Here is a 24,194-nt window from a genome sequence, read left to right on the forward strand (position 1 = left end):
TCTCCCCTTTTTACTGCTGCAATCGCTTTCGTCCTTAAATCATAACTATATGGTGCCGGCATAACTGTTTTCCTCGATTTAGCTTTTGGTATATCTTATCATATTTTTGTCCTAACCTTATGCCGTAGTGCTATAACGCTTTTCGTGATTGTGACCAGTTGATTGCTATCGGTTCTCCCTTACCAAACCTGGGGGCACTAGCGATGGCTTGGGCTGCAACCAGAGGTCAAGCTGTTGAACCAACACATCTTGGTGGTAGTTTTGGCCGGTGGGTGGAAAGATTAGTGATGGCTGAGGTTGTCCAATTAGTTGGCCGGTTAAGGGCACAGCTATCAGATAAACCTAAGACTTGCTGGTTGGTGAGTGACCAATATCCTCAGAATGTGGCCATTGAGCTACAGCGGTTTTATCCGGGGTGCACTGTTGAATTTGTGGATGTTGCTGATATTTGTTTGGCTGCTGCAACTAAGGGGGTACAGCGTGAAAGAGCCATGATTGCTTCTATGTGGGATGCTTTGGCTGCCGGTGTTGCTTGCACGACTTCTACTATTGCAGCGGCGGTGGGGGTGACACGGGGACGAATCAGCCAGATGGCCGGTGTTATGGGTGGTTTTGAAGCCGTAAAGAGGGTGTTAATTTTCCTTATAGATGCTCTTAAAGGAATTACGCACTTCTCTGTGGTCGGTCATGGTGGGAGTTCGTCGAACTTTACAAACTATGTTCTTTTTGAAGGCTTATCAAGGAGTTCGGCATTTCATTAAATGGGCGGTAAAGAAAAGCGATCTATTGCAAATTCTGGTGGGTAATAGAGCCACTGAAATTATTAGTAAATGGGGAGAGGAGGGTAGTAAAAAGTTCTCGTTTGCACAGTCTTTTGAGAATTATATACACAATTTGGAAGACAAGAATAAAAAACTAGCAAATTTCCTTGAAGAGTTTTTTGAAAAATTTGGCGAAACTTGTGGAGAATTCTTTGTAACATGGGCGAGAAGTGTAGATTTAGCGTACCCTTAAACAGACCTTTGTCTATAAAATTGCGAATGGAGTTTGTTTTGATGGCTTTAATTTCAAAGGCGAGGAAGTATGATAAAGCTCCTTCTCAGCAGGAAATTAAGGAATCTGTAACGACATTGCAAGGTTTTTCACAAGAACAAAACATGAATGATTCTTTCTTTTCTGCCCTTTGTAAAGCCATTTTTTGCGCTTCATATCAAACAGAGGTAGAGGTAGATGGAACCGTGTATTTTTGGAATTTGAAAAAAGGTTTGTCTGTAACGGAGAGTAATGACATAAGGCTTTGGATCTGACTAAAGATATTCTTTTGGCTATTGATACTGGGCTGGGAATTCTTATGCTTAGTATGTTATAGGCTTTATTGAGAAGACTGTCTCTGATAAACAAAAATTTATTAGCAATTAAAAGTGCTGTAGTGCAGCTTGACTTTTATCAAAGACAAATCTTACTCCATTTATCTCAAGAAGCAAACTTTCAGCTAAAAGACTCATTCCCAGTCTCAGAATTTATTGAGAGATTTGAGGACAAAGACACGGGATTTTGAGCTAAATATTGTTTAAGTGCTGCTCTAAAAATCCAAGAACAGGTAACATCTTTCTCTTGTGCAAGTGTTTTTACCTGCTCAAATAAGTCATCACCCAGGGAAATTGAATGGTTCTTTTTTTTGTACATAGTTGTTTGATTAGGGGAATATATCTATTATGACATTAAATGGTAATTTTGATGAAAGAAGGCTAATTATTAATATGATTGGCGAGTTGAATTTTTGTTGTTTAGAGCGGATTAAGAAAGCTATTGAAGTGGAAATTTTGTTGCGTCAGGAGACGGAAGATTTACCGCCGTCACTGCGTATTGATGGCTAAAAAAAGCTGGTGTTAGACACCAGCTAGACTTGATTTAGTTTGATTTAGTAAGACAAAACTGGTATTTCAATCGTTTTGAGAAACTGGCTGTCTGCCAGCTTTTGTCTCACTCTTTCAACAGTTTGAACATGAAACGTCTCTTCTCCACACCTTTCGCAAACGTGAGCGGGCAAGTTTTCTACTAAAATCATTTTCCCGTCAATATTAAAGATGTGGTCAATGATTTTTTCTGAGATTTCGGTTGAGCCGCAAACGTGACATTGGTTCATAAATTCCTCCTTGAATAGTTATCGCTCCATTCATCCGAGTTGGGCTGATAAAGGGTGATTACCTTTAAAGTACCTAATCGGCGAGATACTTGGATATGTAAAGGTCGGCTGGTACTGGTGAACCCTAGAATTAAACAACTCGGAGAGTATTTGTCATTAGGATAGTCCTCGATAATGACGACATTCTCCCCTGCTTCCTGCATCTCTTTTAAAGAGATGTTCCGGGCTAAGGCTCGCTGGAAAGCGTGGGCGCTCATCTCAAAATCACCGCTCTGTAGATCCACCCGTATTTGTTCAATGGTTTTCATTCGCCAGAAGGGTGTTAATAAGATTCACTTCACTATGCCAGCGGAATGAACCAGGGCGGGGGATGTCGTCGGGGTCGGATTCGTAAATGTAGCACCAGGTTTCGTCAACAACTTGATAGCTTTCAATCAACCCCCAATTAAGTAATCATTCGGCACCGGCTGGTGTGAGTTTAGCTAAAGTTTCACCGGCTACGATGAAGCCTTTACGGTGAAGCCTGTTAGCAGTCTGCCGGTGCATGAATTTGTCACTTTTGCCGATAGGTTTGCCGACGGGGATAAGATAGCATTCGCCACCGAGAAAGGTTTTGAGGGCGGTTTCCTCTGCCGGCGTGAGTTCAATTAATGGAGGTTTCACAGAACACTTCCCCAGGACTGCAAGTCTTCTTCGGCAACCGGCGCGCGCAAAGGTATTAAGTACATTTCGCGGGGCATCTCGAAGAAATGCACGACGTAGACTCAACCATGAAAGGTGAAGTCAATATCGCTGCCGTGTTGATGAGCATTTACATCTCGGTCATTCCACCACATCCCGATGATGATGCCTTGGTTGTAGACGGTAACGCCGTTATCGGGGCTGAGACAATACGCCTCAAACGCTGATCGGGTTCAAGTTTGCCCTGTGATAGCCTCTAAGTCTCAAGGTAGGATTTTAAGGCAAACTTAAGGCACGAGCAAAGAGTGCCGCTCCATTGAAGCATAACCGATTACCCGCACTCGAATGACTCAAAACAATTCAGCCTATCCCAACAGCTTAGACGCATTAGTAACACTGCGAGGTTTTGCCTGCTTAATGGTATTAATCGCTCACAGCGCCGCACCCAGAGAAACCTTATTCTTAGCCGGCTGGGATCTCTCATGGTTACTCTTTAGTGCCGGTGGCGTAGCAGTGCGAATCTTCTTCTGCCTTTCTGGATACCTGATGGGCAAACTTTTTTACACCCAAAAATACACCCTAAATCAAACCGGCATTCTTCACTTCTTCGCCAACCGTGCCCTGCGGGTTTTCCCCCTTTATTATTTTGCCGTCATTGTTCTAAGCTTATTCCTTTACCCCCATATATTCCACCCCCAAAACCTGCAATATTTATTTCGCTTGCTAACCTTCACCTACAATCAAACCTTGCCGGTTGCCTTCAATGGCGCTTTGTGGTCAATTTCTACAGAAGTTCAATTTTATCTCACCGTTCCCTTTATTTTTGCCCTCCTCAACAAACGCTTACTCAAACCAAAATCAATCTTACAACTCAGCCTACTCTTACTCTCAACCTCCATAATTATCCGTTACTTTGGCTGGCAAGAAATTGTTGCCAGAGTTCCCACCTTTCCCCAGCAATTAGGAGAATTTGCCCAACATTATTACACCCCTCTCATAATGAACCTTGATTCATTTTTGTGTGGATTTTTACTCAACCCTTTGATTTTATCTCAGCCCCTCCTACCCAAACATTCCCTCCTTACAAAAGCAAAACAAAGCTTGCCTGACTGGATTTCCCCACACAGCCACAAAACAAAATCAGCCGCTTTTCTCCTCATAATAGGCTTATATTTACTCACAGCCTTTGTCAAATATTACAACCAACCGATTCTCTTAATTCTCGGCCCCGCCGTCAGTTCAATTATTACTTGTTGGTTTATTTTCGCCTTTGAATCTGGCAAACAATATCAACAATCTTCTAAAAATGAAAAACTAACTTGGCAAGCCTGCCGGCGTAACCCCATCAGACTTTTAGAAATCTTTGGAGTATTATCTTATGGAATGTATGTATGGCATTTACCCCTGATAGTTGCCTTTACCCCCATCTTCAATTCTCCCAACCTTCTCCAAGCCTATTTTCAACGACTAATAGCCACAATAATCACCTCAATGCTGATAGCAACCCTAACTTATTTCTGCATAGAAATCCCAGCGGGCCGGTTTAAACTCAAAAGGAGGTTGGGTTGTTAGCGAAGCGACGCAAAGCGCGTTGCAACCAAACCCAACACCAACCCAAAAATGCCCTTAAAACCGATAACTCAACACCGAAATAACCGGCCCAGATTGGGGTAAATCCGCCGCAGAAATGGTCATAGAATCGCTATTAACTTGCCGAACCGAAGAAGAACCAACCAAACTTAAAAACTCATCTACAGCGACAATATCACAAGCATTTGCATCAGCCGCCGCCGTCCGATAATGGGTAGGAATAACCATTTTGGGATTCAGCGTTCGCACAGCCTGCAAAGCCTCCTGGGGATTATAAGCCTTTGGCCCACCACCAACCGGCAACAACAATAAATCAGGCCGGCCCATCAAAATCTGTTGCTCAATTGCTATCGGCGCCGCCGCGCCCCCCAAATGGACAATATTCACCCCCCCTTGAGTCCACTTCCAAGCCACATTAAACCCAAACCGGCGCCCACCTTCGCGGTCATGCGCTAATTGCAGACCTTGAATTTGCTTCCCCTCTAACTGATAAACCCCCGGTTCATAAAGCAAACGAGGATTTCCTGGCAAACCATCTGTAGCACCCTCATCGAGTAACTGCGAACTAATCAACACCAAATTTGCCTCAACTTTTGGGGATCGGTAGCCCGCCGTACAACCCCCAGGCCGAAACGGATTCACCAAAACCCGTTGACCATCCCCGGAAAATAAAAAACAAGTATGACCCAACCATTGCACAGAAAGCGCTCCTCCGGTTTGGGCCATACCACGCTGCCAGCTTGAACTCAAACCCGCTGCTAAACTTGCTAAAAATCCCGTTCCCGCATAGCGGATTAATTTTCTACGTTTCATCATTATTTTGTCAGTTTTCAATTGGTAGGGTGGGCTATACCCACCGGCGGACTATTGACTCCTGACCAATAATAATTTAAAGCCGTTCCAGAAAATTTCTTAACAATTGCTTGCCTGCATCTGTGAGGATACTTTCCGGGTGAAATTGTACACCTTCAATATGGGGATAATCACGATGTCGCACCCCCATAATCGTGCCATCATCTACCCATGCCGTAATTTCCAACACCTCTGGACAAGTATCACGCTCAATAACCAAACTGTGATAGCGTGTAGCGGTAAAAGGCGATTCAATACCTTTAAAAACTCCCGTGCCGGTGTGGTGAATTTGGGAAGTTTTGCCGTGCATCAATTCCGGTGCTCTCACCACATTGCCGCCAAAAACTTGACCAATACTTTGATGCCCCAAACAAACACCAAAAACCGGAATATTTGGCCCTAACTCTCGAATTAAATCCAAAGAAACCCCGGCATCTTCTGGCCGGCCTGGGCCCGGAGAAATCACAACTCCAGCGGCACCAGAGGAGCGAATTTCATCAAGAGTAATTTGGTCATTGCGGTAGACGCGAATTTCCTCAGCCACCGCTAACTCTTGACCAAGTTCGCCTAAATACTGAACCAAATTATAAGTAAAACTATCGTAATTATCAATGACAATAATCAAAATCTGCACTCCTTTTTTTGGGTAATTATGAATTGTAAATGTTTAACAATCACCAATGACCAAAAATTACTTAACCGGCAATCCTTGGATAAACAGAAGCAGAGGCGGCAGCAAAATTGACCCGGCCACCAAAATTGCCGCAAAAGCGGAAACTAAAACTGCTCCTGCGGCACAATCTTTAGCAATTTTAGCGAGTTCGTGGTACGACTGCTGGACAGCCAAATCAACAACCGACTCCAAAGCAGTATTAATTAATTCCATTGCCAATACCGCGCCAATTGTCAAGCCTATCACCGCCATTTCTACATGACTTCGCTGTAAAAAAAACCCTAACCCTATCGCCACACTGCCCAACAAAACATGAATGCGAAAATTGCGTTGAGTGCGGAAAGCATAAACCAAGCCGGCCCAAGCATATTTAAAACTAATCCATAAATTGGGGGCTACTTGCCAAGAACAATCGCGTTTAGTTTTCACCGGCCCAGCGGAGCCATTTTGTTGAGCAGGAGTAGAACTATCTGACGACACCGGCAACAAATTGGGGGGAGAGGAATTTTGACCGGCAGATTTTGGTTTAGAGGGCGGGTTCGGGGGTATATTCGACTTCATAAGCGGCTTTATGATGGATGCCTAAAGGCGGGTAATTAAGGGAACAGATGCTCCGGGGCTTTTTTACTCAACATTTATAACCTATGGGCTGATCAGACCTATCATTTCCAATAAAAGTGCTTGTTGGTTTAACATTTCACTCAAACTGTCTTCATCGGGGTGATCCCAGCCCAACAAATGCAGCAAGCCGTGAGATGCCAGCCATGCAAGTTCAAATTCCAAAGAATGACCGCGTTCGCTGGCTTGGCGGGTGGCTGTATCGACAGAAATCACGATATCCCCTAAATATACTGGCATTTCTGGGGGTGCCGGTGCGAAGTCTTCGACCTCTAAAGCTGCAAAGGCTAAAACATCGGTTGGCTTATCTTGAAAGCGATACTGAGCATTGAGGGCTTGTATTTCGTGATCATCTGTGAGGCGGAGGCTAAGTTCATAGCCTGGTGCCGGTGGGAGATCCTCCTGCAAAAATTCTAGCCAACGCTCAATCCAATTTTGCCAAGATTCAAGGCTGATCTGTGCAGTGGCAAAGCCTTCAAGCAGCTTATTTTCAGCGTACAAATCTTGTATATCTACCTCTACCGGCACCATTAAATCTGCCATAGCTGCTGTTTTCCTAATGCGTTAAATAGGCCAAACCCACCAACACCGCCAGCAGACCGGCTGTTGTCAGAAAAAAATGTTTGAGGGAGGTTGCCCGCTTGCGTACCATATTTCGCATTGCCAGCTTAACGTAACTGGGTTGCGGTTCTGTTTTGGTATCTGTGGGGGTGTTTTCAGCCGGTGGAACTGAAATAGGAGTTTGGGAGGAAAAATCACTCATAGCAATACAATGGGGGAAATGCGTTAATTTATGCGCGGGGTTTTTGTACCGCAAACATTCTTAACATAACACCTAAAATTTTACTTTCTTTGTCGCTTTATGCCGCAAGTTCTTGACCGACTAAATTAGCCACAGGAGAAAAAACTATGAGTTTTACAAAAATATTGGTTGCCCTTGACCGCTCATCCCAAGCACCGGCAGTCTTTGAAAGAGCCTTGAATATCGCTCAAAAAGACAATGCGAGTTTGTTGGTGTTTCACTGTTTGAGTTGGCAAAAAGAAGGCGAAATTGCGCCGCTGATGGGTACTGGGATGGGTCTTGATCCGGCCAGTTCGCGGATGGTGCGCTCAATGCAGCAGGAAGTGATAGACCACGAATCAAACCAAGTGCGTGAATGGTTGCAAAGTTATTCGGATAAAGCGTCTCAAGGCGGGGTTTCCGCAGAGTTTCATTACAAAGTGGGGGAAACTTCGGCGAGTATTTGCGATATGGCTCATAGCTGGGGGGCTGATTTAATTGTGATGGGCCGGCGGGGTCTTAGGGGGATTAGTGAAATTTTGATGGGGAGTGTGAGTAACCAGGTGGTTCATAATGCCGGTTGTTCGGTGTTGATTGTCCAGGGAAACTCAGCTTGAAGGGGATGGGGGGATGGGGGAATGGGGGCGCTCATGTTGCCTGCTCCACGGTGGGGCAGGCAACATGAGCGCCTCCCCACTTCCTCACCACCCCACCACCAAAAAAAAATTCCCCCCTTCCCTGGTAAGAAAGGAGGGCTGGGGGGTGAGAGTTTTTATTTACAGGTCGCCGCCGCGAGCAGCCAGCAAAAGGATCACCACCGGCCCAGACAACCCAATCAACGCGACAAAGGCGAGTTGCACCAGGGGCTCCCAGTTGACATTCCCTAAATTTGATAAAAAGTCCATTTTTCCTCCCGACTGAACCCAACTTTGTTGGTGACTTAGCTTAAAAAAATCCGTAATTGATTTTACCTGGTTAGTTCTCATTTTTTTTATGTTAGTTTACAAAACTCTATAAAACGCAATCTGAAATGGCCCCTTACACCTGCTAATCTCAAGAAGCCCGATCTGCGTGAAGCGCGAATTTTAATGATGGCCACTTGGCTTTGTGTGAAGCAGTGCGGGGCGTGTTGTTATCTCGATCCCAGCGAACGCCCTGACCTTGATGAGTATTTATCCCCTGACGAACTCCAGGTTTATTTAAGTTTGGTGGGGGAAAATGGCTGGTGTGTTAACTTTGATGCTGCAACACGAGAGTGCCGCATTTATGATACCCGGCCTCGGTTTTGCCGTGTAGAAACGGATGTGTTTAAAGAGTTATACGATGTGCCGCCAGAGGAGTTAAATGAGTTTGCGATTGACTGTTGCCGTGAACACATCGGCGATATGTATGGTGAGCAAAGTTTGGAAATGATTCGATTTAACTCTGCGGTGGGAATTGGCAATTGAGTAGGGGCGGGTTCCCTGGCCTATCTGTGCTGTAGATTATGGTTCTGGGTAAACTCGCCCTTACTTGTCGGACGATTTGCGGTTAGGTTGTCTTGACTGGCTTGATTTTTGGCTCTTTTATGAGAAAATGAAAGAAATATGAAAAGTTACCAGTGAGCCAAATGTCTGTAAATCTCTTGTCGGCATCAAAGTCTGAGGTTACGGAACTCGAAGCCTCTCAACGGTCAAGCGAGGTGGTATTTGAGGAATATTCTTACACACCCGAAATCATTGATGTGCCAGCCGAGCAGAAAAATTCTCAGCAGGTATTGGCTGACAAGAAGTTGCCGGTGTCTGTGTTTGGCTCTACGTTTTTAACGATTTTTTTGGCGGAACTTGGCGATAAAACTCAGGTGACAACGCTTTTGATGAGTGCTGAGTCTCATGCGCCTTGGATGGTTTTTGCCGGTGCGGGTACGGCTTTGGTGGCTACGAGTTTGATAGGGGTTTTGTTGGGTCAATGGTTGGCTAAATGGGTTTCTCCGAAAACTCTGGAAACTGGTGCGGGTATTACGATGCTGATTATTTCTGCTCTGGTTTTTGTGGATGTTTTGAGTTAGTTGTTATTCCTGCTTTGTTCTTAACAATACGGATGACTCTTGACGTTTGATAAATCACAAATGACTATTGACGAATAAAAAAATTATGGACTGGCAACTTATTGGTTTAAGTTTTATTACTGTTTTTCTCTCGGAGTTGGGAGATAAAAGTCAAATTGCGGCGATAGCAATTAGTGGGAGTTCTAAGTCTCCGAGGGCTGTTTTTTTGGGGACTGCTGGTGCTTTGTTGTTGGCGAGTTTTTTGGGGGTTTTGCTGGGGGAAAGTGTGGCTCAATTGTTCCCGGCTCGTTTTGTTAAACTTTGCGCGGCGGTTGGTTTTGCGGTGATGGGGGTGCGTTTGTTGTGGTTTCGCAATGCGGCTGAGGAGGGGGTTTCTTCTGTTGAAGATGGTGGTGAGCCTTTGGTTTAATTTAAAATGTCAAAACCCCGGTTTCTAAGAGGAAACTGGGGTTTTTTTTGTAGATGCTTGAGGACGCGCTTGGTTTGCAATAATTTAGGCTTTGCGTAAACCGAGGTTAAGTAGGGCACCGCCTGCGATGATTTTTAGTAGCTCTAATGTCCAGTAGCTTTGGTGCATTAAATTCATTCCCGTTGGTACGGTGGCGGGTTCAAATAAGTTTAACTGCATTCCCATTCCGCTCATGGTGGGGGTGAGGGCGTAGGTGTCGATTAAGGTTATGGTGAGCAGGAGCAGGGATATAATGATTGCTGGATTGCCCCAATTGCTGCGGAAAGTTTGAGTATTTTTTACTACTAAACAGCCGGTGATAATTAAGGCTGCACACAATAATTCGATGCGGTTAAATATCCAGAAAATTGAATATCCTGCTGTGGCAAAGCTTGGTTGTGCCATCATGCCGGCGGCAAATAAGCTGGGCATAATGACGAAATCGACGATAAAGCTAGCACTGAGCCAGAAGGCTAGGGCATATATAACGACGGCTTGCCATTGGTTTTGTTTTGAGTCTACTTGTGAAAAGGCTGTCATTTTTTTATCCTCTTTTTGCCTTGTCTTTACTTTAGCAAATGTCTGCTGTAATAAATATGAAATATTTTTAAGTTTTTGCCATAAAAACTTTATAATTTGGGTGGTGAAATCTCTACAGGGGGAAATGCAAAGTTTTGTTGCTTTTGGCGAAATTTAAGTAAAGAAAATGCTATAAGTGAGGCGAAATTGCCGTTCGTATTGAGCGGGAGGCGATGAGTTTGAATGCTCTGCAATTGAAAGGCAGCTTTTTAGGTTTTACGCTGAGTGTTCCAGCGGATGCCGGTGAGGCTCTGCAACGGGTGACGATTGCTCAAGGGGAAGGCGCGGAAAGAATTCGCTATGATTTGGAGGATACGCGGGCTTTTCGGGGGAGGCGGGATGATTTGGGGCGGGAATTGCGTTTAGGAAAGGCTACAGAGGAGGGGGAGGCTGGTAGTGTTTCGGTGGTGTTCTCAGAGCCGGTGGAGCCTGGTAATATGGTGACGATTGCTTTGCGGCCTTACCAAAATCCGCGTTATGAGGGGGTTTATTTGTTTGGGGTGACGGCGTTTCCAAAGGGTGAAAAGGCTTTTGGTCAGTTTTTGGGTTTTGGCCGGTTTCATTTTTATAGTGCGGTTGATGCTGGGTTTTGGTAATTTGTTAATTGTCAGAGCAGTAATTATTAATTTCTAAGGCACAGTAAGCAATCATCAGTTTTTAATTATGAAGGCAGTTATTTTGTTATCGGGTGGTTTGGATTCTTCGACGGTTTTGTATCAAGCAAAAGCTGATGGTTGTGAGTGTTATGCGATTTCTTTTGATTATCAACAACGTCACCGGCGGGAGTTGAATTCGGCGCGGTTTGTTGCTGAAAAGGCGGGGGTTTTGGCGCATCAAGTTGTGAGTTTTGATTTGCGGTTGTGGGGTGGTTCGGCGCTGACGGATGATAAAATAGATGTGCCGGTGGAGCGGTCTTTGGGGGAGATGTCGGCGAAGATTCCGGTGACTTATGTGCCGGCTCGTAATACAATTTTTTTAAGTTTTGCTTTGGCTTATGCGGAGACAATTGGGGCCAAAAAAGTTTATATTGGGGTGAATGCTTTGGATTATTCGGGTTATCCTGATTGCCGGCCTGATTATATTGAGGCTATGCAGGAGGTGTTTCGTTTGGGTACGAAAGAAGGTAGGGAAGGGGAGAAAATTGAGATTGTTGCGCCTTTGATTGATTTGAAAAAAACTGAGATTATTGAGTTAGGAAATAAGTTAGGGGTGCCTTGGGAAAAAACGTGGTCTTGTTATGCGGGGGATGATGTGGCGTGTGGGGTTTGTGATTCTTGCTCTTTGCGTTTGGCGGCTTTTGATGAGTTGGGTTTGAATGATCCTTTGCCTTATGCGAGAGTTGGGTAAGAGGGGCAGCAGGCCCAGGCTTTTTGGGGGGAAGGGTGAGGTTTGAGGGGGCCGGTGTAAAGAATGGTTAAGATGATTTGGCCCCAATTTTATTTGGGACTATTGGTAGAAGATATTGTTTGGGTGAATTGAGGAATAATGTTTTTAGAGAGAAGTTTTTTTGATGAGGGGGGGAGGTAATAGGTGCCAGCTAAGGTGCAAATGGTGTAAAAAATTGGACAATCAACCGAAAGCTAGGTTTCCACATCGCCCAAGATTCTCCCTGAAACAGCCTCATCAAAAAAGAGGGCTGGGTGGAATTTGTGTTACAAAAGAATTAATAAGCTCGGCGAGTTTTGGTTCAGGGGACGATAGATCAGTTTTGATGCTGCTTTCTCAAAGAGATTAATGTTAAGGGTGGAATTATGCAATTAAAAGAAGTTAAAAAATTATCTGAAGTTATACAAATTGCTATTAGTGCTACGTTTACAGCCGAGTTAGTTGAAGAATCTCTGGCGTTTTGGATGCGGGCGCTTGATTTGGGTTGCAAAATTGCGTTTGCTCCTTATAATCAAGTTTTCCAGCAACTTCTTGATCCGTCAAGTGTGTTGTTACAAAATTCTAAAGGAATTAATGTAATTTTATTGCGAATAGAAGATTGGGAAAGAGAAGATGAGCGTGCGGGTTTAGGGGTGGGGCTTTCGGAGAGGGCAAAAGGGCAAATTGAAAAAACAGTGGGAGAGTTTGCGGCTGCGCTGAAATCGGCATTGACAGGGGTTTCGCAGCCTTTTTTAATTTGTTTTTGTCCGCCTTCGGTAGCGGCGGCGGCTGACAGAAACCGCTGGCATTTTTATCAGGAAATGGAGGCGATGGTGTGTTCGTTGCTGGCGGGGGTGAGGGGGGTTTATATTGCGACTTCTGGGGAAATTTCCGAAGTTTATGGGGTGGAAAATTATTATGATTCTTATACAGATGAGTTAGGAAATGTTCCTTATACTGCGGTGTTTTTTGCGGCGCTTGGTACTTTTTTGGCTAGGAAAATTCGGGCAATTTTAATGCCAAGTTATAAGGTGATTGTGCTTGATTGTGATGGGACGATTTGGAAAGGTGTGGTGGGTGAAGAAGGGGTGATGGGGATTGAAATGGATGCGCCGCGTCAATTTTTGCAAGAGTTTATGGTGAGGCAAAGTGAGGCGGGGATGCTGATTTGTCTGTGTAGTAAAAATAATGAGGGGGATGTTTTAGAGGTTTTTGAAAAGCGCTTTGATTTGGCGCTCAAGCGAGAGCATCTTGTGGCATGGCGGATTAATTGGCAACCAAAGTCTGAGAATATTAAGTCTTTGGCAAAGCAGTTAAATTTAGGGTTGGATAGTTTTGTTTTTATTGATGATAATCCGGTGGAATGTGCGGAAGTTGAGGCGAATTTTCCAGAGGTTTTGACGCTGCTTTTGCCGGAAAAGTCGGAGGATATTTGTCGGTTTTTAAATCATGTTTGGGTGTTTGATCATGCTGGGGTTACGGAGGAAGATAAGCTGCGAACTGAACTTTATAAACAAAATGCCAAACGTGAGGAGTTACGGGCTAAGTCTTTGACGCTGGGGAATTTTTTGGAGGGGTTGGGTTTAGAGGTTGAGATTGGGGAAATTACACCGGCACAGTTGGGGAGGGTTTCGCAATTGACGCTGCGAACAAATCAGTTTAATTTTACAACAATTCGCCGTTCGGAAAGTGAAATTAAACAGTTGTTGGAGTCGCAAGAATTGGAGGGTTTAAGGGTTGAGGTGCGAGATCGGTTTGGGGATTATGGGTTGGTGGGTTTGATTTTGTTTGGCTGTGATAAGAATAAGTTGAGGGTTGATACTTTTTTACTGAGTTGTCGTACTTTGGGGCGGGGTGTTGAACATCGAATGCTGGCAAAGTTAGGAAAAATTGCGGCTGATCGGGGTGTTTCTGGGGTGGAGTTGGTTTATTTGAAAACGAAGAAAAATGAGCCGGCTTTGAATTTTTTGGAAAGTTTGGGGGTGGAAAAAATAGCGGTTGGGGAGGGGTTTGGTTTTTGGGTGCCGGTGGATGTGGCGGCGGCTGTGAGTTATAAGCCAACGGGGGAGGAGGAAGATAATACAGTTGTGGGAAATGGGAATTTTTTGGAGGCAAAACAAGCTGAAAAAAGAGGGGATGAAGATGTTTTTATGAGGCGGAGAATGCTGGCGCGTATTGCGTCTGAGTTTTATGATGCTGAGGAAATTTTTAGAAAAATTGAGTCTCTAAAAGAAACGAGTCGGCGTGATATTTCTGTGAGTTATGTGGCACCACGAAATGCGGTTGAAGAGATTTTATCTAGTATTTGGGCTGCGGTTTTGGGGGTTGATGCGGTTGGGGTGGAGGATAATTTTTTTGAGTTGGGTGGGCATTCTTTGTTGATGACGCAACTTTTGAGTCGGGTGCGGGAAAATTTTCAGGTTGAGTTGACTATGCCGCGTTTTTTTGAGGCGCCTACGGTGGCGGGTTTGGCAAAGGTTTTGAAAGAGGATGATGGGGTGCCGGTGGATGTGGAAAGTATTGCGGATGTTTTGAAAATGTTAAATGAAATTTCGGAAGAAGAGGCGCAAGCTTTGCTTTTGAAAAAGACTGGCAATGGTGCGGTTGTTGAGATAGAAAATATCGAAAAAGATAGGGGTTTGCTGGAAAATAAGCCGGTGGATGTGGGGAATTCTAGCTATTATCGTGTGGCTGATTTGGAAGTGGTGGAGTTGCCAAATAAGGATGCTTTGGTTTATTCGAGGAGTAGTGGGGTTAGCAAGGTTTTGAAGGCGGAAATGGTGAGGATTTTGTCGCAGTGTGGGGAGTTTAAATCTTTGCAGGATCATGCTGATAAGATTGGGAAAAATAAGGGTTTGTTTGGTGAGGGAAAAGCTGGGCTTGCTGAATTGGCGGAAGCTGGGTTTTTGATTTCTAAAGATGAGGTTTTTGCTAAGTATAATTCACGGGCAAAGGATGAAACTGTGCCTTTAATTGCCTCGGTGGGAATGGTGAGTTGCAATCGTATTGATGGGGCAAAACGGGCTTTGTCTAGTTATATTGAGAATAGTAAGGAATATGGCAAAGACAATGATTTTGTGCTTTTAGATGATTCTGCGAAACCGGCAACTCAAGATGGTTATCGCCAGATGTTGCAAGAAGTTAAAAAAGAGTATGGGGTTGAGGTTTATTATGGGGGAATTGAGGAGAAAGAAGCGTTTGCTAAGGCTTTGATTGAGGCGGGAAATTTGCCGGCTGAGGTAGTGAATTTTGGTTTGTTTGATGTGGATAAAACGGGCGCTTCTCCGGGGGCAAATCGCAATGCTTTGACGCTTCATAGTGTTGGAGATATGATTTTTAGTGCGGATGATGATACGGTTTGCCGGTTGGTGGCTTCGCCGGAAATGAGGGAGGGTTTGGCGTTTTCTTCGAGTGCTGATCCTTCGGATTATTGGATGTTTAGAGATAGGCAAAATACGCTGGATGGGGTGAAGTTTACTGAGCAAGATTTGCTGGGAAGCCATGAGGAGTTGTTGGGGCAAAATTTGGGGGCAATTGTTGATAAAATGCCGACAGATTTTGATAAAATAGATAATGAGTTTTTAGGCCGGCTGGAAAAAGGAAATGGCAAAGTTTTGGTGACGTTTAATGGGTTAGCAGGAGATTGTGGATGGGGTGCGCCGTTTGGTTTTTGGGGTGCGCCGATGGGATATTTATTGTTGGCAGAAAAGTCTCACCGGCGTTTGGTGGAGTCGGAATCAAGTTATCGGATGGCTTTAACGAGTCGGGAGATTTTAAGAAGTGTGAACCGGCGGACTATTACGGATGATAGTTTTGGGATGACGACGTTTGTGGGGTTAGATAATCGGGATTTGTTGCCGCCGTTTTTGCCTGTTCGTCGGGGTCAAGATTTGATTTTTACCAAGATGGTATGGGAGTGTTTTTCGGAGGGATTTTTTGGTCATTTACCTTGGGCATTATTGCATGAGCCGGTGGAGAATCGCAAGTTTTGGCCGGGAGAAATTTTTAGGACGGCTTCGGGTTTTGATACGGCTAAGTTGATGATTGAATGTGTTAAATCTTGCGAATTTGGTAGGGGGGGGAATGCAAGTGAGAGGTTGCGAATTTTAGGCCGGCATTTGTGTGAGTTGGGGAATTTGCCGGCGGGGGAATTTGAGGAGTTTATTCGCTTGCAAACTTGGCGCAGTAGTCAAGGTTTTATTCGTTTGGCTGAGGAACGTTTACAAAGCTGTGGGGAGTCGCCGAAGTTTTGGGCAAATGATGTGAGGAAATATTTGGATATTTTGTGTAAGTCTTTGACGACGGAGGAGTATTTTGTGCCTTTAGATTTGTTGCAAGGAAGGAATATTAATGATGCACGCAAACTTGCTCAAAGTTTGGTATATAAGTTTGGGCAGCTTGTTTTGTGGTGGCCGGAAATTGTGGCAACTGCGAAAGATTTACGCGGCAAAGGTGTCAGGTTGGCAAGGCCGGTTTGAAATAAAAAATACTATGATATTGTGGCTTTTGGCACTGTTAAATTAGGAGGTGGAAAATGAATAATTTTAAAGATTTGGTTGAGTTGTTTTTTCCTAAGCAAGCACTTTTGGAGGTTCTGTTAAAATCAAAAAACTTACAATGATGGAAATTTGAGAAATTTCGGGGGGAAACTGCTGGAGAATATTGTTGAAAAAGCAGCATAAATCGCCCAATAACCGTTTAAACTCAGCGAATAGCCTTTGATGAGGGTGAGGTTATTTCAATTAAAAGACTATAAAAGAAAGGGCTATAAAATCAAGGTTTTCTGTTTTTTAATTCGTGCTTTGTGACGCTACGCGAATGTGTAGACAATCGGTTTTAACCGGTGGCTTGGCTTATCCTCTGGCTTAAGCACACCTTTCGCACTTAGTATCACATGAACTGCTCTCAAGGGGACACCCGCAGGCTCGCCGCATCACTATAACGCTTTGGCTGTTCTCGCTCAGTAGAGAATGGCTTTTAAAAACCCCGGTTTCTAAAAGAAACCGGGGTTGTTCTGTACCCCAGTCTGAGAAACGCTATATTTATAATACTGTGTGAGAAAAACGGCTGAGAAAAACTAATTAATATGTAAGCTAAAAAGAGGCCGGTTAATTTTACCCAAAATTGTTAGAAAGTTTGTAAAATAGAGTTTAATAAACCGCTATTAGTAGACAAAAAAACTAATAATAAAGCGGTCAATCATTCAACAGATAGAGGTTTCGGTGATGACCGTAGAAGCAACTCAAGAGCCAATCGTTGAAACTATGAATGTTGAGGACGATTGGGTTCCTGAACTACCACCAACAGATTTAATTTTTGATGACGGAGAACCTTTGGAAAGTAACCGGCACCGCATTGGAATGAACGTCCTCATCCGCTCGTTACTCGTCGCTTTTGCGGATCGTAACGATTATTTTTCTGGGGGCAATATGTTCATTTATTACAGCACAGAGCAGGTACGAAATAAAGATTTTCGTGGCCCTGACTTTTTTGTTGTTTTAAATGTTGATGGTTCTAAACAACGACAAGGTTGGGTAATTTGGGAAGAAAACGGTCGTTTTCCTGATGTGATTGTAGAACTTATGTCACCTTCGACAGCAAAAGTTGATACAGGAAAGAAAAAAGAACTCTATGAGCAAACTTTCCGCACATCAGATTATTTTGTGTACGATCCTTTTGATCCCAATTCTTTACGAGGATGGCATTTGCATCTCGATACCGGCTATCAAGAACTAACCCGAAATGAGCGCGGTTGGTTATGGTGTCAACGCTTGGGGTTGTGGTTAGGAACTTGGCCCGGAATCATTGACCGAGAAACAGCCGTTTGGTTGCGTTTTTATGATGCTGATGGTAATTTAGTTCCGTTACCAGAAGAAGCAGAAAAACAACGAGCAGATGCGGCTGTTGAGGAAGCTGAAAACCAACGCCAGGAAGCTGAAAACCAACGCCAAGAAGCCGAAAACCAACGCCGGCGAGCAGAAATTGCCGAACAAGAAGGCTTAAAACAAGGAGCCCAGCGGCAGTTATTGCGGTTAATTTCGGTGCGGTTTAAAGAAGTGCCGGCAGACTTAGAAACTCGCTTGCAACTTCTTGATTTACCCCTACTTGAAAATTTAGTTGAGGTAGGAATGACAGTAAATTCTCTCTCAGAATTTATTGAGCAATTACCTTAAAATTTCAGCGCCGGCAACCAAACCTGACACTAAAAACCCGGTAACTTTATCGAAACCGGGTTTTTAGAAACTTCAGACAACTGAAAAGCGCTATAAACTATCTATCCACCGGCTCCTCAATTACTGGCACAATGCCTTAGAATTCCTTAGTATTATCAACTTTTACCTTTTTATCACCACAGGTAAATATAAATATATTAATTAACAAGGATGTGAGAAACAAAATTTTTAGAAGCGGCTTTTTTTGTATATAAAATAGATATTTTAGATAAACAAAGCCGGTGTTTGCAGACATCCCAACGCACCAGAAAACCCTGTCTCCTCACAATAAATAACCCCACCGGCCCCCACAATTCACTTAAATTCAAGATTATTTTAACACTTTCCTTAGTAGCAATAGCTGATAATTTATTTACACTAATTCTTGGGGAAACCCTACCCAACTAAACCTAAGAACCATCAAACAAAAATGTTAGAAAATCTCGACCTCAATCTAACTCTCGACAAAGAAGCCTACAAAGCACAAATCGAAACTCTCATGCGCCAACTGCGCGAACTGCAACAAGCTTGCTGGGAAAGAAAATTACCAGTTATTGTTGTTTTAGAAGGGTGGGCAGCCGCCGGCAAAGGAGCATTAGTTAAAAACATGGTAGGCTATATGGACCCGCGAGGTTTTGCCGTTCATCCCATCTGGCCGGCCACTCCTCAAGAACAACAATATCCGTTTTTATGGCGGTTTTGGCAAAACTTGCCGGCGCGTGGAAGCATCGGAATTTTCTATCACAGTTGGTACACTCATGTGTTAGAAGACCGGCTTTTTAATCGCCTCGAAACCGCAGATGTACCCACCGCTATGCGCCAAATTAATGCCTTTGAAAGGCAACTCATTGATGATGGCGTAGCCATTGCTAAATTCTGGATTCATCTAAGCAAAAAAGAAATGAAAAACCGGCTCAAAAAAACTGCCGAAGATGAATTATTAGCATGGCGAGTTCGCCCCGAAGATTGGCATCAAGCAAATAAATATCGTCAGTATGCTAACTTTGCCGAAGAAATGGTCATTCAAACCGGCACCGGTCACGCACCTTGGACACTCGTTGAAGGAGATTGTCAACGCTGGGCACGAGTCAAAGTTTTAACAAAAATGGCAACAACAATTACCGAAGCCTTAGACCGTTTCCAAAGTTTTTGTTTGCCCACACCCCGTCCTCCCCAAAACAAACTTGATGCCATTGAACCGGATTTTTTAGCTCAAATTGATTTGTCTCAAAGTTTAACAAAAGAAGAGTACAAAGAGCAATTGCGCCTCGAACAAACCGAATTAACAAAACTGCAACGTAGCATTTACGAACATCAAAAGCCGGTCTTAGCATTATTTGAAGGATGGGATGCAGCCGGCAAAGGAGGCGCCATTAAACGCTTAACCGATGTGCTCGATCCTCGCAGTTATAAAGTCAATGCCTTTGCGGCGCCAACTGATGAAGAAAAAGCCCATCATTATCTGTGGCGATTTTGGCGAAAATTACCGAAAGCCGGCACTTTTGGAATTTTTGACCGCAGTTGGTATGGGCGGGTGTTAGTGGAGCGTGTAGAAGGCTTTGCCAGCGAATCTGAATGGCGACGTGCCTATCAAGAAATCAACGAATTTGAAGAGCAATTAACCAGTGCCGGTTATGTGGTGCTAAAATTTTGGCTACATATTAGTCAAGAAGAGCAATTAAACCGGTTTACTGATCGCGGAGATAATGACTTTAAAAAACACAAACTAACCGCCGAAGATTGGCGTAATCGAGAAAAATGGCCGCTTTATGATGTGGCCGTAAACCAAATGATTGAACGCACCAGCACCCCAACCGCTCCTTGGACAATTGTAGCGGCAGATAATAAATATTTTGCCCGCGTTAAAGTCATTAAAACCGTTACCCAAGCCATTAGTACCGCTTTTAAAAAAGGCCGGTAGGTTATGTGTTATTTGTCATCTTTTCCTTGTCCTTGGCCCCTCTTTTCTAGGGGCAATCGGTGGCGGTGGTTGCCCTGCTAATTACTTAATGTTTCCCTCGTTTCTTTTTTGCTCCAAGCGGTGATGCCGGTGGCAATTAAAGACAGATATCGGCGGGTTTCTTCGGGTAATTTTACATCCGTGAAATCCGCTCCTTCTATTTTTGCTCCCACTAAATGAGCATCGCTTAAATCAGCGCCGGTTAAATCAGCTTGAGTTAAATTACTCCAGTTTAAATTGGCTTTTGTCAGGAGGGCAGCCCGCAAATCACAACCGGCTAGATTTGCTCCCGCTAAACTACCCCCCCGCAACTTTGCCTGTTGAAAATTTGCGGCAATTAAATTAGCATTTTGCAAGTTTATTGCGCTTAATTTTGCTTGGCTCAAGTCCACTCCATTGAGATCCGCTCCGTCAAGTTCAACTCCGTTCAAAAAAGCTTTACTGAGGTTAACTCCATTTAAAAATGCACTTTCCAAATCGGCTCCACTCAGTCGGGCACCGGCCAAATTTGCCCAGTTTAAATTCGCTCGGCGCAGGTTTGCATTGCGGAGGTTGGCATCAGTTAAATTTGCTCCGCATAAGTTTACGCGCTGTAAATTTGCGTTGCGGAGGTTTGTGCCGGTGAGGTTGGCACCGCTGAGTTTTGCTTTTTCCAAATCACTTTTTACCAAAAAAGCACCACAGAGATTTGCTTTCGTTAAGTCGGCGTCGGTAAGCGTTCCTTCGCTGAATTTTGTATAACTTAAATTTGCCCAGTTTAAATAGGCATCACTCAAGTTTGATTTGGTTAAAAATGTCCGGCTGAGATTAGCTCCCATCAAGTTTGCACCGGCCAGATTAACTTCTATTAATGTTACGCCGCTTAAGTCCGCTCCTTGCAAGTCGGCGCCGGCAAAGTCTCTTTGTCCTTTTTCGTACAGTTTTAGCAGGTTTTCTACTTCCATATTTTGCTTTCTTGAGTTCGTTTTCGGTTGGCTTTCGGAACGTTGGGGAAGTAAGGTTAAATACATGAGTTGTGCCTTTATTGTTATTCCAAGCCGGTCTCAGGTTTGTAATTTTTCCTTGGGCCGGTCGCCTTTGACAGCATAGTTTCTTATTTTTAAGGAATTAATCAGCATAACTGCGTTTTTGCAAAATTCAGAGCTTTCTATCATCGTTAAAGTACCCTGATCCTGCCTTCAAATTAACGAGTTAGGCCGGAGGTTTTGTGAAGTTTTTTTAAGGGGTTCCCAGAGCCTTCACCCTTTCCTCTCTATAACTCTACTCTGTTTCTCGTCATTTTCAGATTGCCGCCTTGCCGCTTAACGTTGAGAATCTTTGCCATTTTTTCTTCTTGCCCATAGGCTTAAACATCTGTTTATAATAGTAGCCTACATTTTCCTTTATTTTTTTTTAAGATTTCTTAATTTTGCTCACGATTCTTAACAAAAATTCCGCAGTTAAACAAATGTAACAAAGCTGACATAACCGCAAAATTAATTTTAGCCTGGGCGGGGATGGCTGCAATTGATAATTTGTTAGGTATAATTACCGGAAGTCGGGCCGGTCAACCAGAAATAAACAAGGCCATTTCCAAGGCGTTGTCAGCAATTCTCGTCATTAACACACCGGCCAGAACAATTGTCTTAGAAAATACCCTCCCTCGTCTGATGTTTAAAAAAATTCCTCGATCACCATGAATGAACCCTTAATAAGCTTTTTACTCATCCTTTTAATTGGCTCTATTTTAGTGCCGGTTTTCCGAAAATGGCTCCCTGACGCCTATCCCAATTATTTAGGGGTAGCTGTGGTAACAGTTGGGGCGATTTTTTTCTTGTTAGCAGTGCCTAGTTTTGGTGCTTGCGCCTCAGCCTTATCTGTTTGGCTAATTCTGACATTTCCTCTTAAACCTTTAGGATTAGCCATTGTCCTCCTGCTATATGCTTGGTCAGAAGGAAACCGAAAAATAGAAGACGATTCTAACGGAAATAAAGCCAAAGGTTCCCGCAAAAAACTTAAGGAACTTTTAGGTTTAATTTTATTAATATTAGTGGTAGCTAGTTCCCCCGTAACGCCGATGTGGCTTGCAAGACAACTAGGGCAAACACAGGTCAACCCCACCTATGGATTTACCGATTTTATTCCCAGCACCAGCGGTATTTCTCAGACGACTCGCGTTATAGAAAACGCCTTGCCTGCGCTTTACAATCCCTTTGGTTTTTGTAACGCAAAAAGCTATTAACCGGCCTCGTTTTTGCCTAGTTATTATAGGGACTTCGCAACCCAGCCCTGTCCCTACCATCCCTCAATAGTGGCCTAAATATTGAAAATTGTTATACCCTAAGATTAACTCACAAATTTAGCCATCTGTAAAATTCCGAAAAACTCAAAATTATGGCACGTTCTCGGCTACAAAAACTCATCGACTATATGCGTCCCCACTGGCGACAAGCTTCTTTAGGCGTGGGAGCATTATTTGTTGTTAATGCAGTGGGGGTTTATATTCCGCTGTTGATTCGCAACAGCGTTGATAAATTGAAACAAGTGTTAGAAACACCGGCCAGCAACAGCATTCAACCAATTTTACCCTACATTTTTCTAGTTTTATTACTGGCAAGCATTATGTGGGCAATTCGCGTCGCATCGCGGATGTTATTATTTGGGGTAGGCCGGCAGGTTGAATTTGATTTAAAGCAAAGTATCTTTCAACATCTGCTCAAATTAGAACCCGCCTATTTTGCCAACACCAGCACCGGCGACCTTATCAACCGCGCCACATCAGATGTTGATAATATCCGCCGTTTGTTAGGGTTTGCAGTATTAAGTTTAGCCAATACTGTTTTCGCTTATGGCTTAACTTTGCCCGTGATGTTAACCATCAATATCCGCTTGACTTTATTGGCAATTGCTGTTTATCCAATCATGCTTTTATTAGTGCAACTGTTTGCCAATAAATTGCGAAATCAACAGCAGAGAGTACAGGAAGAACTTTCAGGTTTAAGCGAGTTAATACAAGAAGACATGAGCGGTATAGGTCTCATTAAAATATACGCTCAAGAAGAAAATGAGCGCCGCGCCTTCCGAGAGAATAATGAGCGCTTATTTCGAGCCAATTTAAGCCTAGCAAGAACCCGGACACTGTTATTTCCCATTTTGGCCGGTTTAGCCAGTTTAAGTTTGCTAATTTTGCTGGCATTTGGTGCCGGTGCCATTGCTGCACAAGAAATTAGCGTCGGCGATTTTATAGCCCTCATTTTATATGTTGAGCGCCTCGTATTTCCCACCGCTTTATTAGGCTTTACAATCACCGCCTATCAGCGAGGAGAAGTCAGCATAGATCGCATCGAAGCCATATTAACTGTAGAGCCAAAAATTACCGATCCAAAACAGCCAATTTCCTTACCCGTGCCGGTGCGCGGCAAAATCGAAGCGCGCGATTTAACTTATTCTTATCCAGGCTCAAAAGTTGAGGCATTATCTCATATCAATTTTACCATAGAACCAGGAGAAACCGTTGCCATAGTCGGCCCGATTGGTTCAGGAAAATCAACTTTAGCCAATGCTTTACCCCACTTGTTAGAAATATCACCTGGCCAGTTATTTTTGGATAATTGCGATATCACCAAATTGCGCTTAGAAGACTTACGAAAAGCAATTTCTTATGTGCCGCAAGACAGTTTTTTATTCAGCGCTACCATCAAAAATAATATCCGCTATGGCAATCCCCTCGCCGAAAAAAACCAAGTAGAAAATGCAGCCAAAGAAGCCCAAATTCACCCAGAAATTTTGAACTTTCCCCAACAGTATGAAACCGTTGTGGGAGAAAGAGGAATTACACTTTCTGGCGGACAAAGACAGCGTACAGCTTTATCGCGTGCATTATTAATGGAAGTGCCGGTTTTGATTTTGGATGATGCGCTTTCGAGTGTTGATAACCAAACAGCCACCCAAATTTTAAATAACTTATCTGCCGGCACTCAGAAAAAAACCGTGATTTTTATTTCCCATCAAATGTCTGCAACCGCACTCGCAGATCGCATTTTTGTCATGGATAAAGGGCAAATTGTCGAAACCGGCACCCATGCAGAATTAATCGCCAATGACGGTTTATATCGTTCCCTCTGGGATCAGCAAAAACTAGAGGAACTATTACGTTAGTTTCCACCAATTAAAACCAGTTGTTAGACAACTAATAAAAACCCCCAAAAGGGGTTATTTTTTTGTTGACAATTGAGGCAGATTTGCGCTAAATTTAGATAAGGG

The 24,194-nt window shown here is 43.7% G+C and carries 28 protein-coding genes; 16 read left to right on the plus strand and 12 right to left on the minus strand.

Translation table 11 applies throughout. The features are described from left to right. The first annotated feature begins 203 nt into the window (after positions 1–203). Both NG798_RS22565 and NG798_RS22570 read left to right on the plus strand, forming a co-directional pair. Positions 204–761 carry a hypothetical protein gene (locus NG798_RS22565; protein WP_261225967.1) on the plus strand — a complete coding sequence of 186 codons (558 nt, stop codon included), beginning with the start codon at positions 204–206 and terminating at the stop codon, positions 759–761. Between the two features lie 294 nt (positions 762–1,055). Then, complete coding sequence (locus NG798_RS22570; protein ID WP_261225968.1) at positions 1,056–1,307, plus strand: hypothetical protein; 252 nt, start codon at positions 1,056–1,058, stop codon at positions 1,305–1,307. Between the two features lie 181 nt (positions 1,308–1,488). Here NG798_RS22570 and NG798_RS28235 read toward each other — a convergent pair whose 3' ends face one another. Further along, on the minus strand, positions 1,489–1,686 hold the full coding sequence (locus tag NG798_RS28235; RefSeq protein WP_375338995.1) for a ribbon-helix-helix domain-containing protein: 198 nt from the start codon (positions 1,684–1,686) through the stop codon (positions 1,489–1,491). A gap of 29 nt (positions 1,687–1,715) precedes the next feature. Between NG798_RS28235 and NG798_RS22575 the strand changes: the two genes are divergently transcribed. Beyond that, entirely contained in the window at positions 1,716–1,877 is a 162-nt protein-coding gene (locus NG798_RS22575; RefSeq protein ID WP_261225969.1) for a hypothetical protein, read from the plus strand. Between the two features lie 44 nt (positions 1,878–1,921). Here NG798_RS22575 and NG798_RS22580 read toward each other — a convergent pair whose 3' ends face one another. The 3 genes from NG798_RS22580 to NG798_RS22590 form a co-directional block, all read right to left on the minus strand. Next, positions 1,922–2,146, minus strand: a complete 225-nt coding sequence (locus NG798_RS22580) for a YgiT-type zinc finger protein (protein WP_261225970.1) — start codon at positions 2,144–2,146, stop codon at positions 1,922–1,924. Beyond that, on the minus strand, positions 2,143–2,454 hold the full coding sequence (locus NG798_RS22585; RefSeq protein ID WP_317619625.1) for a DUF4258 domain-containing protein: 312 nt from the start codon (positions 2,452–2,454) through the stop codon (positions 2,143–2,145). The genes NG798_RS22580 and NG798_RS22585 overlap by 4 nt, the downstream gene beginning before the upstream one ends. A gap of 145 nt (positions 2,455–2,599) precedes the next feature. After that, on the minus strand, positions 2,600–2,809 hold the full coding sequence (locus NG798_RS22590; RefSeq protein ID WP_261225971.1) for a hypothetical protein: 210 nt from the start codon (positions 2,807–2,809) through the stop codon (positions 2,600–2,602). 363 nt (positions 2,810–3,172) lie between these two features. On the opposite strand from NG798_RS22590, the gene NG798_RS22595 reads away from it, so the two are divergent. Next, positions 3,173–4,399 carry an acyltransferase gene (locus tag NG798_RS22595; RefSeq protein ID WP_261225972.1) on the plus strand — a complete coding sequence of 409 codons (1,227 nt, stop codon included), beginning with the start codon at positions 3,173–3,175 and terminating at the stop codon, positions 4,397–4,399. Positions 4,400–4,453: 54 nt separating this feature from the next. Here the strand turns inward: NG798_RS22595 and NG798_RS22600 are convergent, their stop codons facing one another. The 5 genes from NG798_RS22600 to NG798_RS22620 all read right to left on the minus strand — a co-directional run bounded on the left by NG798_RS22600 (position 4,454) and on the right by NG798_RS22620 (position 7,323). Beyond that, complete coding sequence (locus tag NG798_RS22600) at positions 4,454–5,230, minus strand: MBL fold metallo-hydrolase (RefSeq protein WP_261226014.1); 777 nt, start codon at positions 5,228–5,230, stop codon at positions 4,454–4,456. Positions 5,231–5,306: 76 nt separating this feature from the next. Further along, positions 5,307–5,894, minus strand: coding sequence for an aminodeoxychorismate/anthranilate synthase component II (locus NG798_RS22605; RefSeq protein WP_261225973.1), 588 nt, complete (start codon positions 5,892–5,894; stop codon positions 5,307–5,309). Between the two features lie 66 nt (positions 5,895–5,960). After that, positions 5,961–6,503, minus strand: a complete 543-nt coding sequence (locus tag NG798_RS22610) for a diacylglycerol kinase family protein (RefSeq protein WP_261225974.1) — start codon at positions 6,501–6,503, stop codon at positions 5,961–5,963. Between the two features lie 81 nt (positions 6,504–6,584). Further along, the gene (gene ybeY / locus NG798_RS22615) at positions 6,585–7,103 is read right to left on the minus strand and encodes an rRNA maturation RNase YbeY (protein WP_261225975.1); all 519 of its coding nucleotides are present in this window, start codon (positions 7,101–7,103) and stop codon (positions 6,585–6,587) included. A 13-nt stretch (positions 7,104–7,116) separates the two neighbouring features. Continuing rightward, positions 7,117–7,323 carry a DUF3285 domain-containing protein gene (locus NG798_RS22620; protein WP_261225976.1) on the minus strand — a complete coding sequence of 69 codons (207 nt, stop codon included), beginning with the start codon at positions 7,321–7,323 and terminating at the stop codon, positions 7,117–7,119. Between the two features lie 146 nt (positions 7,324–7,469). Here NG798_RS22620 and NG798_RS22625 point away from each other — a divergent pair, with 146 nt between their 5' ends. Continuing rightward, the gene (locus NG798_RS22625) at positions 7,470–7,958 is read left to right on the plus strand and encodes a universal stress protein (protein ID WP_261225977.1); all 489 of its coding nucleotides are present in this window, start codon (positions 7,470–7,472) and stop codon (positions 7,956–7,958) included. Between the two features lie 159 nt (positions 7,959–8,117). Here NG798_RS22625 and psb30 read toward each other — a convergent pair whose 3' ends face one another. After that, positions 8,118–8,246, minus strand: coding sequence for a photosystem II reaction center protein Ycf12/Psb30 (gene psb30, locus NG798_RS22630; protein WP_261225978.1), 129 nt, complete (start codon positions 8,244–8,246; stop codon positions 8,118–8,120). A 186-nt stretch (positions 8,247–8,432) separates the two neighbouring features. Here psb30 and NG798_RS22635 point away from each other — a divergent pair, with 186 nt between their 5' ends. From NG798_RS22635 to NG798_RS22645, 3 genes are all read left to right on the plus strand, one after another. Further along, positions 8,433–8,789 carry a YkgJ family cysteine cluster protein gene (locus NG798_RS22635; RefSeq protein ID WP_261226015.1) on the plus strand — a complete coding sequence of 119 codons (357 nt, stop codon included), beginning with the start codon at positions 8,433–8,435 and terminating at the stop codon, positions 8,787–8,789. 161 nt (positions 8,790–8,950) lie between these two features. After that, complete coding sequence (locus tag NG798_RS22640; RefSeq protein WP_261225979.1) at positions 8,951–9,388, plus strand: TMEM165/GDT1 family protein; 438 nt, start codon at positions 8,951–8,953, stop codon at positions 9,386–9,388. A gap of 85 nt (positions 9,389–9,473) precedes the next feature. After that, the gene (locus NG798_RS22645; protein ID WP_261225980.1) at positions 9,474–9,797 is read left to right on the plus strand and encodes a TMEM165/GDT1 family protein; all 324 of its coding nucleotides are present in this window, start codon (positions 9,474–9,476) and stop codon (positions 9,795–9,797) included. Between the two features lie 84 nt (positions 9,798–9,881). On the opposite strand, the gene NG798_RS22650 is transcribed toward NG798_RS22645, so the two are convergent. Further along, entirely contained in the window at positions 9,882–10,376 is a 495-nt protein-coding gene (locus tag NG798_RS22650; RefSeq protein ID WP_261225981.1) for a DUF4149 domain-containing protein, read from the minus strand. Between the two features lie 212 nt (positions 10,377–10,588). Between NG798_RS22650 and NG798_RS22655 the strand changes: the two genes are divergently transcribed. The 5 genes from NG798_RS22655 to pap all read left to right on the plus strand — a co-directional run bounded on the left by NG798_RS22655 (position 10,589) and on the right by pap (position 19,913). Continuing rightward, positions 10,589–11,011 carry a DUF2808 domain-containing protein gene (locus tag NG798_RS22655; protein WP_261225982.1) on the plus strand — a complete coding sequence of 141 codons (423 nt, stop codon included), beginning with the start codon at positions 10,589–10,591 and terminating at the stop codon, positions 11,009–11,011. A gap of 67 nt (positions 11,012–11,078) precedes the next feature. After that, the gene (queC, locus tag NG798_RS22660) at positions 11,079–11,762 is read left to right on the plus strand and encodes a 7-cyano-7-deazaguanine synthase QueC (protein WP_261225983.1); all 684 of its coding nucleotides are present in this window, start codon (positions 11,079–11,081) and stop codon (positions 11,760–11,762) included. 404 nt (positions 11,763–12,166) lie between these two features. Then, on the plus strand, positions 12,167–16,258 hold the full coding sequence (locus NG798_RS22665) for an HAD family hydrolase (RefSeq protein ID WP_261225984.1): 4,092 nt from the start codon (positions 12,167–12,169) through the stop codon (positions 16,256–16,258). A 747-nt stretch (positions 16,259–17,005) separates the two neighbouring features. Further along, positions 17,006–17,953, plus strand: coding sequence for a Uma2 family endonuclease (locus tag NG798_RS22670; RefSeq protein ID WP_261225985.1), 948 nt, complete (start codon positions 17,006–17,008; stop codon positions 17,951–17,953). Between the two features lie 469 nt (positions 17,954–18,422). Continuing rightward, positions 18,423–19,913, plus strand: coding sequence for a polyphosphate:AMP phosphotransferase (gene pap, locus NG798_RS22675; RefSeq protein ID WP_261225986.1), 1,491 nt, complete (start codon positions 18,423–18,425; stop codon positions 19,911–19,913). Between the two features lie 77 nt (positions 19,914–19,990). Here the strand turns inward: pap and NG798_RS22680 are convergent, their stop codons facing one another. Next, the gene (locus tag NG798_RS22680) at positions 19,991–20,962 is read right to left on the minus strand and encodes a pentapeptide repeat-containing protein (RefSeq protein WP_317619626.1); all 972 of its coding nucleotides are present in this window, start codon (positions 20,960–20,962) and stop codon (positions 19,991–19,993) included. 486 nt (positions 20,963–21,448) lie between these two features. Here NG798_RS22680 and NG798_RS22685 point away from each other — a divergent pair, with 486 nt between their 5' ends. The 3 genes from NG798_RS22685 to NG798_RS22695 all read left to right on the plus strand — a co-directional run bounded on the left by NG798_RS22685 (position 21,449) and on the right by NG798_RS22695 (position 24,089). Beyond that, a complete protein-coding gene (locus NG798_RS22685) occupies positions 21,449–21,631 on the plus strand; it encodes a hypothetical protein (RefSeq protein WP_261225987.1) in 183 nt (60 codons plus the stop codon). Continuing rightward, complete coding sequence (locus tag NG798_RS22690; protein WP_261225988.1) at positions 21,628–22,173, plus strand: hypothetical protein; 546 nt, start codon at positions 21,628–21,630, stop codon at positions 22,171–22,173. Before NG798_RS22685 ends, NG798_RS22690 begins: the two co-directional genes overlap by 4 nt. Positions 22,174–22,325: 152 nt before the next feature. Beyond that, positions 22,326–24,089, plus strand: coding sequence for an ABC transporter ATP-binding protein (locus tag NG798_RS22695; RefSeq protein WP_261225989.1), 1,764 nt, complete (start codon positions 22,326–22,328; stop codon positions 24,087–24,089). Positions 24,090–24,194: the final 105 nt, after the last annotated feature.

Source organism: Ancylothrix sp. D3o (genome assembly GCF_025370775.1).
Taxonomy (GTDB): Bacteria; Cyanobacteriota; Cyanobacteriia; order Cyanobacteriales; family Oscillatoriaceae; genus Ancylothrix.

Bases quoted from the DNA above. Each gene is read 5' to 3' on its own strand.
- NG798_RS22585 (WP_317619625.1), bottom strand. From the start codon at position 2,454: ATGAAAACCATTGAACAAATACGGGTGGATCTACAGAGCGGTGATTTT.
- NG798_RS22685 (WP_261225987.1), top strand. From the start codon at position 21,449: ATGGCTGCAATTGATAATTTGTTAGGTATAATTACCGGAAGTCGGGCC.
- NG798_RS22690 (WP_261225988.1), top strand. From the start codon at position 21,628: ATGAATGAACCCTTAATAAGCTTTTTACTCATCCTTTTAATTGGCTCT.
- NG798_RS22645 (WP_261225980.1), top strand. From the start codon at position 9,474: ATGGACTGGCAACTTATTGGTTTAAGTTTTATTACTGTTTTTCTCTCG.
- queC (WP_261225983.1), top strand. From the start codon at position 11,079: ATGAAGGCAGTTATTTTGTTATCGGGTGGTTTGGATTCTTCGACGGTT.
- NG798_RS28235 (WP_375338995.1), bottom strand. From the start codon at position 1,686: ATGTACAAAAAAAAGAACCATTCAATTTCCCTGGGTGATGACTTATTT.
- NG798_RS22695 (WP_261225989.1), top strand. From the start codon at position 22,326: ATGGCACGTTCTCGGCTACAAAAACTCATCGACTATATGCGTCCCCAC.
- pap (WP_261225986.1), top strand. From the start codon at position 18,423: ATGTTAGAAAATCTCGACCTCAATCTAACTCTCGACAAAGAAGCCTAC.
- NG798_RS22565 (WP_261225967.1), top strand. From the start codon at position 204: ATGGCTTGGGCTGCAACCAGAGGTCAAGCTGTTGAACCAACACATCTT.
- NG798_RS22670 (WP_261225985.1), top strand. From the start codon at position 17,006: ATGACCGTAGAAGCAACTCAAGAGCCAATCGTTGAAACTATGAATGTT.
- NG798_RS22655 (WP_261225982.1), top strand. From the start codon at position 10,589: ATGAGTTTGAATGCTCTGCAATTGAAAGGCAGCTTTTTAGGTTTTACG.
- NG798_RS22665 (WP_261225984.1), top strand. From the start codon at position 12,167: ATGCAATTAAAAGAAGTTAAAAAATTATCTGAAGTTATACAAATTGCT.
- NG798_RS22640 (WP_261225979.1), top strand. From the start codon at position 8,951: ATGTCTGTAAATCTCTTGTCGGCATCAAAGTCTGAGGTTACGGAACTC.
- NG798_RS22635 (WP_261226015.1), top strand. From the start codon at position 8,433: ATGGCCACTTGGCTTTGTGTGAAGCAGTGCGGGGCGTGTTGTTATCTC.
- NG798_RS22575 (WP_261225969.1), top strand. From the start codon at position 1,716: ATGACATTAAATGGTAATTTTGATGAAAGAAGGCTAATTATTAATATG.
- NG798_RS22625 (WP_261225977.1), top strand. From the start codon at position 7,470: ATGAGTTTTACAAAAATATTGGTTGCCCTTGACCGCTCATCCCAAGCA.
- NG798_RS22580 (WP_261225970.1), bottom strand. From the start codon at position 2,146: ATGAACCAATGTCACGTTTGCGGCTCAACCGAAATCTCAGAAAAAATC.
- NG798_RS22610 (WP_261225974.1), bottom strand. From the start codon at position 6,503: ATGAAGTCGAATATACCCCCGAACCCGCCCTCTAAACCAAAATCTGCC.
- NG798_RS22595 (WP_261225972.1), top strand. From the start codon at position 3,173: ATGACTCAAAACAATTCAGCCTATCCCAACAGCTTAGACGCATTAGTA.
- psb30 (WP_261225978.1), bottom strand. From the start codon at position 8,246: ATGGACTTTTTATCAAATTTAGGGAATGTCAACTGGGAGCCCCTGGTG.
- ybeY (WP_261225975.1), bottom strand. From the start codon at position 7,103: ATGGCAGATTTAATGGTGCCGGTAGAGGTAGATATACAAGATTTGTAC.
- NG798_RS22600 (WP_261226014.1), bottom strand. From the start codon at position 5,230: ATGAAACGTAGAAAATTAATCCGCTATGCGGGAACGGGATTTTTAGCA.
- NG798_RS22620 (WP_261225976.1), bottom strand. From the start codon at position 7,323: ATGAGTGATTTTTCCTCCCAAACTCCTATTTCAGTTCCACCGGCTGAA.
- NG798_RS22680 (WP_317619626.1), bottom strand. From the start codon at position 20,962: ATGTATTTAACCTTACTTCCCCAACGTTCCGAAAGCCAACCGAAAACG.
- NG798_RS22570 (WP_261225968.1), top strand. From the start codon at position 1,056: ATGGCTTTAATTTCAAAGGCGAGGAAGTATGATAAAGCTCCTTCTCAG.
- NG798_RS22650 (WP_261225981.1), bottom strand. From the start codon at position 10,376: ATGACAGCCTTTTCACAAGTAGACTCAAAACAAAACCAATGGCAAGCC.